This window comes from Stenotrophomonas sp. GD03777 (genome assembly GCF_029842485.1).
GTDB lineage: Bacteria > Pseudomonadota > Gammaproteobacteria > Xanthomonadales > Xanthomonadaceae > Stenotrophomonas > Stenotrophomonas sepilia.
Window position 1 is genome coordinate 1 of record NZ_JAOCGL010000133.1, and the last position, 8,990, is coordinate 8,990.

Here is an 8,990-nt window from a genome sequence, read left to right on the forward strand (position 1 = left end):
TTCGCCTTCGGCCACTTCGATCAGCGCCACGACCTTGCCTTCGGACAGGCTGTCGCCCACCTTGACCTTCAGTTCCTTGACCACGCCTGCCACCGAGGACGGCACTTCCATCGTCGCCTTGTCGCTTTCCAGCGTCACCAGGCCCTGGTCCTTCTTGACCGTGTCGCCGACGGCGACAAGCACCTCGATTACCGGGATATCGCTGTAGTCACCGATATCGGGGACAAGTGCTTCCTTGATTTCGGCCATGGGGATAACTCCGGCAATCTGGTGTAGGGAAACGTCTATTGTGCGGCCAGCGGGGTCCAGCGCCAACCGTTACAGGTGTTTTCAGTACGCACGCAGCCGGGACAGGCTGTTGCCCACGGGTCCCGGCCGCGACCAGTCGGTAGCGTATTGTCCGGACGATGTCCGCTTCATGTCGCCAGTGCGTCTGCAACCGGCTGCCAGGCCTGGCGCAGGCGCGGCAACGACCACGCCGCATTGGCCGGGCTGGTCGAGGGCAATGCAACCACCTGTGGCGGGGCCTCCAGCTGCGGCAGCACCCAGCGGTGGAACGCCTGCCATGATGCAGCGCCATTGCAGCCGATCAGCGTCAGCTCAGGCAACGTGGCGATCAGTTCCGGCAGTGCATTGGCCACTTCCGTGCCACGCACGATGTCCGCGTCCAGGCTGCCTCGGCGCTCGCAGCGACCGATCACATCCCACAGACCGATGCCCGCGGCATTCAATGCCTGCAGCCGCGCGGCGTAGGCCAGATCCGCGTCGAAACCACAGATGTCGGCCATCAGCGGCCAGAAGCGGTTGCGCGGATGGGCGTAATAGCGCTGCTCCTGCAGGGACGCCACGCCCGGCATCGAGCCCAGCAGCAGCACCCTGCACTCCACGTTCACCTGCGCTTGCAAGCCAATGCACAACGTTGCTGTGCTCACATCTTCTCCAACTGCATGAATGTCCCCGAGCGCCAGAAACCCCATGAATACAGGCGTTCCGTACCGGTCGCTGAACAAGGAAAACTATTTTTTAACGTGCGTCGGATTCGATTCATGTTGGGGCGACTACGGTGTGCTCGCCCCGCAACCGGGGGCCCAAAACAAGAAACATTAGGAGATACCCCCATGCGCTCCATCCGTATCCTGAGTCTCGCCCTGCTGACCTCCGCCGCCTTCGCGCCGGCCGCTTTCGCCCAGGACAGCAGCAGCACCGACACCGCGTCGGGCAAGCATTTTGCCGTTGTTGGCGGCATCTCGCTGCTGGAACCGAAGAACGACCCGATCTCCGGCGTGAAGAAGACCGATGGTGGTCCGGCGCCGACCGTCAGCTTCAGCTACTACATCAACGACAACTGGGCCGTTGAACTGTGGGGCGCCGCTGACAAGTTCGACAACAAGTTCAAGGGCCCGAACAACGCCCGCCTGGGCTCGGTCGAGCAGCAGCCGGTCGCGCTGAGCGGCCAGTACCACTTCGGCCAGGCTGACAACGTGTTCCGTCCGTTCGTGGGCGTCGGCTACTACCAGTCGAGCTTCAGCAACGAGAAGCTGGGCAACGGCGCTGACACCGACATCCGCTTCAAGGATGCCAAGGGCGTGATCGGCACCGTCGGCGTCGACATGAACATCAACTCCACCTGGTTTGCCCGTGCTGACGCCCGCTACATGCGCGCCCGCCCGGACATCAAGGTTGGCGGCGAGAAGATCGGCGAAGCCAAGATGGATCCGTGGACCGTCGGCTTCGGCATCGGCGCCCGCTTCTGATCCAGGCTGCACCTGCTTCACTGATGCAACGCGACGGGCCCTTCGGGGCCCGTCGTCGTTTCCGTCACCGGCGTTCTGTAGAGTCGAGCCCATGCTCGACTGCCTTTTTGTAGAGTCGAGCCAAGCCCCCTATCCCGAGTCGAGCGGCGGGCTCCGCGCGCATTGCGATGCGTTACGTTCAATGGCGCCCACGGTCAATGGTGGCGCGGCTCGGCTCTACAGACACAGGACGCGGAGACACGATGGACGACGTCGACCTGCTGGTGATCGGTGGCGGCATCAACGGTGCCGGCATCGCCCGTGACGCCAGCGGCCGCGGCCTGCGCGTGCTGCTGTGCGAGCAGCACGACCTGGCCGCGCATACCTCCAGCGCCAGCAGCAAGCTGATCCACGGCGGCCTGCGCTACCTGGAACAGGGCGAGCTCGGGCTGGTGCGCAAGGCGCTGGGCGAACGCGAGGTGGTACGCCGGCAGGCGCCCCATCTGGTCCATCCATTGCGCTTCGTGCTGCCGTGGGAACCCCATCTGCGCCCACGCTGGATGCTACGCGCGGGACTGTGGCTGTATGACCACCTGGGCCGTCGCAGCCCGGCATTTCCCGCCTCGCGCGCCCTGGACCTTCAGCGCGATCCGCTCGGCCCCTGGCTTTCCCCGGATCTGCGGCAGGCCTTCAGCTACGCCGACGCGCAGGTCGATGACGCGCGACTGGTGCTGCTCAACGCCCTGGATGCCGCGCAGCGGGGCGCACAGGTGCGTGTGCGCAGCCGCTGCATCGACCTGCAGCCCTTGCAGGGCCGGTGGCAGGCGGTGCTGGAATCCGCTGATGGCCAGCAGCAGGTGACCGCGCGCGCCGTCGCCAATGCGGCAGGGCCGTGGGCCGGCGGCCTGCTGGAACGGATGGAGGCACGCAGTGGCGGCCCCGCGCTGCGGCTGGTACAAGGCAGCCACATCGTCCTGCGCCGGCCCTGGCCCGATGACAGCGCGTGCCTGCTGCAGCAACCCGATCGACGCGTGGTGTTCCTGTTGCCCTTCGCCCACGACCACCTGCTGGTTGGCACCACCGACACCGACTATCGCGGCGACCCGGCGCGCTGCGGCGTGCTGCCTTCAGAGGTGGCGTACCTGTGCGAAGCGGCCAACCGCTACCTGCATGAACCCATCGCGCCGGAAGATGTGGTCTGGCAGTTCGCCGGTGTCCGCCCGCTGCTGGCTGATCCCGATCCGCGCGCGGCAAGACTCAGCCGCGATTACCGCCTGCAGCTCCAGGTGGACCCGGCACCGGCGCTGCATGTGCTGGGCGGCAAGCTGACCACCTACCGGGTGCTGGCCGAGGAAGCGCTGGAGCTGCTGCGGCCCGCCCTGCCGCAGATGGGAGCGGCGTGGACAGCAGACGGGGACCCGCTGCCAGGCAGCGACTGGGGCGACGCCGCGCAGGCGGGCGCGCATCTGCAGGTATCGGCACCCTGGTTGCCCGCAGGTATCGCGCGACGCTGGGCCGGGGCCTATGGCAGTCGAAGCGCGGAACTGCTGCAGGGTGTACGGGGCCTGCACGATCTTGGCGAGGCGTTTGGCGGCGGCCTGCATGCCCGGGAAGTGGCCTTTCTACGCGAGCATGAGTGGGCGCGCACTGCCGAGGACGTGCTGTGGCGAAGGAGCAAGCTGGGGTTGCGGCTGGACGCTGCGCAGGTGACACGGCTGCAGGCGTGGATCGAACACTCCACTCTGTAGAGCCGAGCCATGCTCGGCTGCGTTGTGCAAATGCAGCCGAGCATGGCTCGGCTCTACAGAGAGAAAGGTAAGTTACCCTGACTGCTCTACCGGAGACGCTGCATGACGCCCCGCTACGTGCTGGCCATCGACCAGGGCACCACCAGTTCGCGCGCGATCCTGTTCGACCGTGCCGGCGACATCATCGGCAGCGCGCAGCGCGAGTTTGCACAGATCTTCCCGCAACCCGGCTGGGTCGAGCATGACCCGCGCGAGATCCTCACCAGCGTCTATGCCACGCTGACCGAACTGCTCAGTCGCGGGCAGATCGACCCGCGCCATATCGCCGCACTGGGCATCACCAACCAGCGCGAAACCACCGTGGTCTGGGACCGTGCCACCGGCCAGCCGATCCACAACGCCATCGTCTGGCAATCGCGGCAGAGCCACGCCATCTGTGAACGACTGAAGTCCGAAGGCCATGAAGCGCTGATCCGCGAGCGGACCGGCCTGCTGATCGATGCCTATTTTTCTGCGACCAAGGTGCGCTGGATCCTCGACCACGTGGAAGGTGCGCAGCAGCGCGCCGAACGTGGCGAGCTGCTGTTTGGCACCATCGACAGCTGGCTGGTGTGGAACCTCAGCGGCGGCCAGGCGCATGTGACCGACTACAGCAACGCGGCGCGCACGCTGTTGTTCAACATCCACACGCTGGACTGGGATGACGATCTGCTGGCCCTGCTCGACATCCCGCGCGCGATGCTGCCGCAGGTGCGCGACTCCAGTGCGGTGTACGCACACACCCGGCCGCAGTTCTTCTTCGACCACCCGATCCCGATCGCCGGCATCGCCGGTGACCAGCAGGCGGCACTGTTCGGCCAGGCCTGTTTCCAGCCGGGCATGGTCAAGAACACCTATGGCACCGGTTGCTTCATGTTGATGCATACCGGCGCGCAGGCGGTGCGGTCGCGCAACGGCCTGCTGACCACCATTGCCTGGGGCCTGGACGGGCGCGTGGAGTATGCGCTGGAAGGGTCGATCTTCATCGCCGGCTCGGTGGTGCAGTGGCTGCGCGACGGACTGCGCATGATCGAACGCGCCAGCGACAGCCAGGCACTGGCCGCGCAGGTGCCCGACAGCGGCGGCGCCTATCTGGTGCCGGCGTTTGTCGGCCTGGGTGCGCCCTATTGGCGCAGTGATGTGCGCGGTGCGATGTTTGGCTTGACCCGTGGCACGGGCAAGGCGCATTTCGTGCGCGCCGCGCTGGAAGCGATGGCCTACCAGACCCGCGACGTGCTCGATGCCATGCAGTCCGATGCGGGCATCGCACTGACCGAGCTGCGCGCTGATGGCGGTGCGATCGGCAACGACTTCCTGGCCGGCTTCCAGGCAGACATCCTCGGTGTGCCGCTGCTGCGGCCGCGGTTGACCGAAACCACCGCGCTCGGTGCGGCCTATCTGGCCGGCCTGGCCGTCGGGTTCTGGTCAAGCCGCGAACAGATCGCTGCACAGTGGGGCCTGGACCGGCGCTTCGAGCCACAGATGGAGGTGTCGCGGCGCGAGAAGCTGTATGCGGGATGGCAGCAGGCAGTTGCCGCCACCCTCGCCTTCCACGTCGATTGAAACTGCAATGCCCTGCCCTGCTGCGGCACGTGGAGTGACACGGAAGAGCCGAGCGATGCTCGGCTGCCGTTGGTGAAATGCCGGAAACAGCAGAGCCGAGCGTGGGCTCGGCTCTACAGGGCAGGCAGTGTCGACCAAGGTCGACACCCACCATTCAAATCAACAGATCAGCCGCAATCAGAACGCCGGCAGCACCGCGCCCTTGTACTTGCTCTCGATGAAGGCCTTCACCTGCGGGCTGGTCAGGGCCTTGGCCAGCTTCTGCACACGGGCGTCGTCCTTGTTGTCCGGGCGCGCGACCAGGAAGTTCACGTACGGCGAATCCTTGCTCTCGATCGCCAGCGCATCCTTGGTCGGGTTGAGGCCGGCGTCCAGCGCATAGTTGGTGTTGATCAGGGCCAGATCGACCTGGTCCAGCACGCGCGGCAGCATCGCCGAGTCCAGCTCGCGGAACTTCAGGTTCTTCGGGTTGGCGGTGATGTCACGCTGGGTCGACAGCGCGTTGGCCGGGTCCTTCAGCTCGATCACGCCGGCCTTGTGCAGCAGGATCAGCGCGCGGCTGTTGTTGCTCGGATCGTTCGGGATCACCACGTCGGCACCATCGCGCAGCTCGGCCAGCGACTTGACCTTGCGCGAGTACGCACCGAACGGCTCGATGTGCACGCCGATCACCTTCACCAGGTCGGTCTTGCGGTCGCGGTTGTAGGCATCCAGGTACGGCTCGGTCTGGAAGTAGTTGGCGTCCACCTGCTTCTGCACCAGCTGGTCGTTGGGCTGCACGTAGTCGTTGAATACGCGCACGTCCAGGTCCACGCCTTCCTGCTTGAGGATCGGCTTGACCACCTCGAGGATCTCGGCATGCGGCACGGCCGTGGCGGCCACCACCAGCTTCTGCGACGGCTCGCCGGACTTGCCGCAGGCGGTCAGGGCCAGCGCAGCGGCGAGCAGGGACAGCAACAGGGTCTTCTTCATGGGGGACGGGGTTCTCGGGGGGAGTGTCAGGATTTTTCGTAGTTGCTCAGGGCCAGCTCAAGCAGCGCCTTGGCCTGCTCGCGCAGCATGATCGGCTCGATGATCTCTGCATCCGAACCATAGTGCAGCACGTCCATCAGCAACTCTCGCGAGACGCTGTACGGCACCTTCAGTTCGTAGCGGCCATCGGCCAGGAAACGACCCTGCTGCTTGGAATGCCAGTGCTCGTCGGCCACCCAGCGCGCAGCCTTGGCGCTGAACAGGATGGTCGCCCAGCCCTTCGGCGCACCCGAAAAAATGCCATAGCTGGCGCCGAGCTGCTCGTCCAGCTCGCTGTCGGCGACATCGCGGGCGGCACTGTCGATTACCCGTGCCTTGTGGATGCGGTCCACCGCGAAACTGCGCAGCGCCTCGCGGTCATGGTCCCAGGCATCCAGGTACCAGTTGTCGCGATAATGGGTCAGGCGCTGCGGCGAGACGGTGCGCTTGGTCGGCTCGTCGGTGGAACGGGCGCGGTACTCGAACGCCAGCTGACGGCGCTCCAGCACCGCCGAGGCCACGCTGCGGAAGCTGCCTTCATCGAACTTGCGGCCACGGTGCGGAATCACCCGCACGCGATCGACCGGCCAGCTGGAGACACCGGCCTGGGCTGCCAACAGGCTCTCGATGCGCTGCTGCAGCGGGGCCAGCACCGACGACAGCACGCCGCCGCCGGTACGCGCCAGCAGGTGCTGCGAGGCCAGCAGGGCATGCAGCTCCTCCGAGCTGAGCCACAGGCCGGGCAGCTCGAAGCGATCGCTCTCGTCGGCCTGGTAGCGGAAGCCGGCCTCGCCGTCGCCCTCGATCGGTGCCATCAGCGCATCGCGCAGGAAGGCCAGGTCGCGGTAGACGGTGGCACGGGAACAACCGAGCTTGTCCTGCAGGGTCGCCACCGTCACCGGATAGCGCGCGGACTTGAGCAGACGATGCAGGGCGGTGATGCGTTCGTATCGGTCCATACCCCCGATTATGTCCGAGTCGCGGGTCTTGTGTGGGACGTTTGGGCTATCGTGGTCGCCCCCACCCCATGGAATGCCCGATGCGCCGGTTGCCTGCCCTGTCCCTGCTGGCCTGCCTGCTGCTGGCCGCCTGCGATCGCGCGCCGGCGCCGGCGGGCACCGAGGCCCCGGTACCTGCCGCCGATCCGGCACAGGCGGTGCTGGGCGCCAGCCAGCGTTTCGCCGCCCTGCGCAGCTTCCACGCCGAACTGGAAGTGCTGGGCGCGCCGCAGCGGATACGCAGCGCCATGGACTTCGTTGCACCCGACCGTTTCCGGGTGGAGACCCCGGCCGGGCCGCAGACCATCATCGGCGACACCCTGTTCCTGCAGGCCGACGGTGCGATCCGCCAGGTGCCGGCCCCGCCCGGCCTGCTCGAGCAGTGGCGCAACCCGCTGCCGGCCGACGCCCTGCCCGCCGACCTGAAGGCCGAAGATCTCGGCAGCCAGGCGCTGGACGGGGTCGAGACCCGTCACTACCGGCTGCGCGGCAACCAGCCCGGCGAACGCCTGGAGTACTGGGTGGATGCCCAGGGCCTGCCACGCCAGATCGTGCGCAGCGGCAGCAGCAATGGCCGCAGCTTCCAGCTGCGCCTGCGCTATTCGCGCTTCAACGACCCCGCATTGCGTGTCGATCTGCCCTGAATAGGCGATCGCGGCAACGTTCGCTGAAGCACGCTTTGGATCGATTCGGACCGCCATCACGCTTCCAGTATCATCACCGGCTGTTAACCGTTCCGGAGAAGCCTCGATGTCCCTGCGCGTGTCCCTGCTGATCCCCCTGCTGCTGTGTGCGCCGCTCGCATACGCGCAGGATGCCTCCGAACTGGCGGCGATGTCCTCGCCGTGGAGCGGCAGCGGCGGCGAGCTCGGCTTTGCCTCGGCACGCGGCAACAGCAGCACCGAGAGCTTCAACGGCCGCCTGCGCCTGCGCTACACCGACGGCGACTGGGTGCACAGCATGGACCTGTTCGGCCTGCGCTCCAGCTCCAAGGTGACCGAGACCAACGACGACGGCACCACCACCCGCCGCAGCAACACCACTGCCAACCGCTACACCGGCAGTGCGGGCAGCGCGCTGCAGCTGGGCGAGCACCGCCAGCTGACGGCCACGGTGCGTACCGAGCGCGACGACTTCGCCACCTACGACCGCCAGAGCTCGTTCGGTCTGGGTTACGGCACCCGCCTGTGGAACACCGAGCGCTTCTATTTCGACGCGCAGATCGGCCCCGGCGTGCGCCGTACCCACAGCACCGAGGATGACCGCACCCGTACCGGCATGATCGGCCGCGGCCAGTTCGACCTGAAATACTCGCTGACCGACAACACCGACCTGGTGAACACGCTGCTGGTCGAATCCGGTTCGTACAACACCTTCGGCCAGAACGACTTCGGCGTCTCGGTGAGCATGAACGAGCACCTGGCGCTGAAGGCCGGCTGGCAGGCGCGTTACAACAGCGACGTCGCTGTCGACAAGCGCAAGACCGATACGCTGACCACGATGAACGTGGTCTACAAGTTCAAATAAGAAACGGGCGCCAAGGCGCCCGTTCTTCATTTCGGTAGTGCCGGCCGCTGGCCGGCAACAGCGTTCAATCGGCGGCATGAGGTTGCCGGCCAGCGGCCGGCACTACCTGCGGTGCCTCAGACGTTCAGCAGTTCGCCAGCACCACCGTCCAGCAGCAGCTTCGCCACCCGCTGGCCCAGCGCTTCCGGATCACGGGCCGGGCCCACCGCTTCGGCACGCACGGCGCGGCCATCACTGGCGCTGCCGACCAGGCCCTGCAGGTGCAGGTCGTCGCCCTGCCACTGCGCGATCGCCGCCACCGGCACGTGGCAGCTGCCATGCAGCGCGCGGTTCATGGCCCGCTCGGCTTCCACGCAGGCGCGCGTGGCGGC

At 66.7% G+C, this 8,990-nt stretch carries 9 protein-coding genes and 1 pseudogene; 5 read left to right on the plus strand and 5 right to left on the minus strand.

Translation table 11 applies throughout. From position 1 onward, the window contains the following. Together N5E02_RS18800 and N5E02_RS18805 are read right to left on the minus strand one after the other, a co-directional pair. The coding region (locus tag N5E02_RS18800) for a biotin/lipoyl-containing protein (RefSeq protein ID WP_345782205.1) at nt 1-249 on the minus strand (249 nt) is incomplete at its 3' end. Between the two features lie 167 nt (nt 250-416). Then, nucleotides 417-932, minus strand: coding sequence for a DNA-deoxyinosine glycosylase (locus tag N5E02_RS18805; RefSeq protein ID WP_164093231.1), 516 nt, complete (start codon nt 930-932; stop codon nt 417-419). Nucleotides 933-1,118: 186 nt separating this feature from the next. On the opposite strand from N5E02_RS18805, the gene N5E02_RS18810 reads away from it, so the two are divergent. The 3 genes from N5E02_RS18810 (at nt 1,119) to glpK (ending at nt 5,083) form a co-directional block, all read left to right on the plus strand. Next, nucleotides 1,119-1,754, plus strand: a complete 636-nt coding sequence (locus tag N5E02_RS18810; protein WP_005419535.1) for an OmpW family outer membrane protein — start codon at nt 1,119-1,121, stop codon at nt 1,752-1,754. A 242-nt stretch (nt 1,755-1,996) separates the two neighbouring features. Beyond that, nucleotides 1,997-3,481, plus strand: coding sequence for a glycerol-3-phosphate dehydrogenase (gene glpD / locus N5E02_RS18815; RefSeq protein ID WP_262089895.1), 1,485 nt, complete (start codon nt 1,997-1,999; stop codon nt 3,479-3,481). 102 nt (nt 3,482-3,583) lie between these two features. Beyond that, complete coding sequence (gene glpK / locus N5E02_RS18820; RefSeq protein ID WP_065178005.1) at nt 3,584-5,083, plus strand: glycerol kinase GlpK; 1,500 nt, start codon at nt 3,584-3,586, stop codon at nt 5,081-5,083. A gap of 177 nt (nt 5,084-5,260) precedes the next feature. Here the strand turns inward: glpK and N5E02_RS18825 are convergent, their stop codons facing one another. Together N5E02_RS18825 and N5E02_RS18830 are read right to left on the minus strand one after the other, a co-directional pair. After that, nucleotides 5,261-6,055: a MetQ/NlpA family ABC transporter substrate-binding protein gene (locus N5E02_RS18825; protein ID WP_053500668.1), complete on the minus strand. Its 795-nt coding sequence runs from the start codon at nt 6,053-6,055 to the stop codon at nt 5,261-5,263. Nucleotides 6,056-6,081: 26 nt separating this feature from the next. Then, on the minus strand, nt 6,082-7,053 hold the full coding sequence (locus N5E02_RS18830; RefSeq protein WP_005419539.1) for a YafY family protein: 972 nt from the start codon (nt 7,051-7,053) through the stop codon (nt 6,082-6,084). An 80-nt stretch (nt 7,054-7,133) separates the two neighbouring features. Here N5E02_RS18830 and N5E02_RS18835 point away from each other — a divergent pair, with 80 nt between their 5' ends. Next, on the plus strand, nt 7,134-7,736 hold the full coding sequence (locus N5E02_RS18835) for a hypothetical protein (protein ID WP_005419540.1): 603 nt from the start codon (nt 7,134-7,136) through the stop codon (nt 7,734-7,736). Nucleotides 7,737-7,842: 106 nt separating this feature from the next. Then, nucleotides 7,843-8,619 carry a DUF481 domain-containing protein gene (locus N5E02_RS18840; RefSeq protein WP_005419541.1) on the plus strand — a complete coding sequence of 259 codons (777 nt, stop codon included), beginning with the start codon at nt 7,843-7,845 and terminating at the stop codon, nt 8,617-8,619. Between the two features lie 116 nt (nt 8,620-8,735). Here N5E02_RS18840 and N5E02_RS18845 read toward each other — a convergent pair. After that, nucleotides 8,736-8,990, minus strand: a pseudogene (locus N5E02_RS18845) (hydroxymethylbilane synthase); the annotation flags it as partial.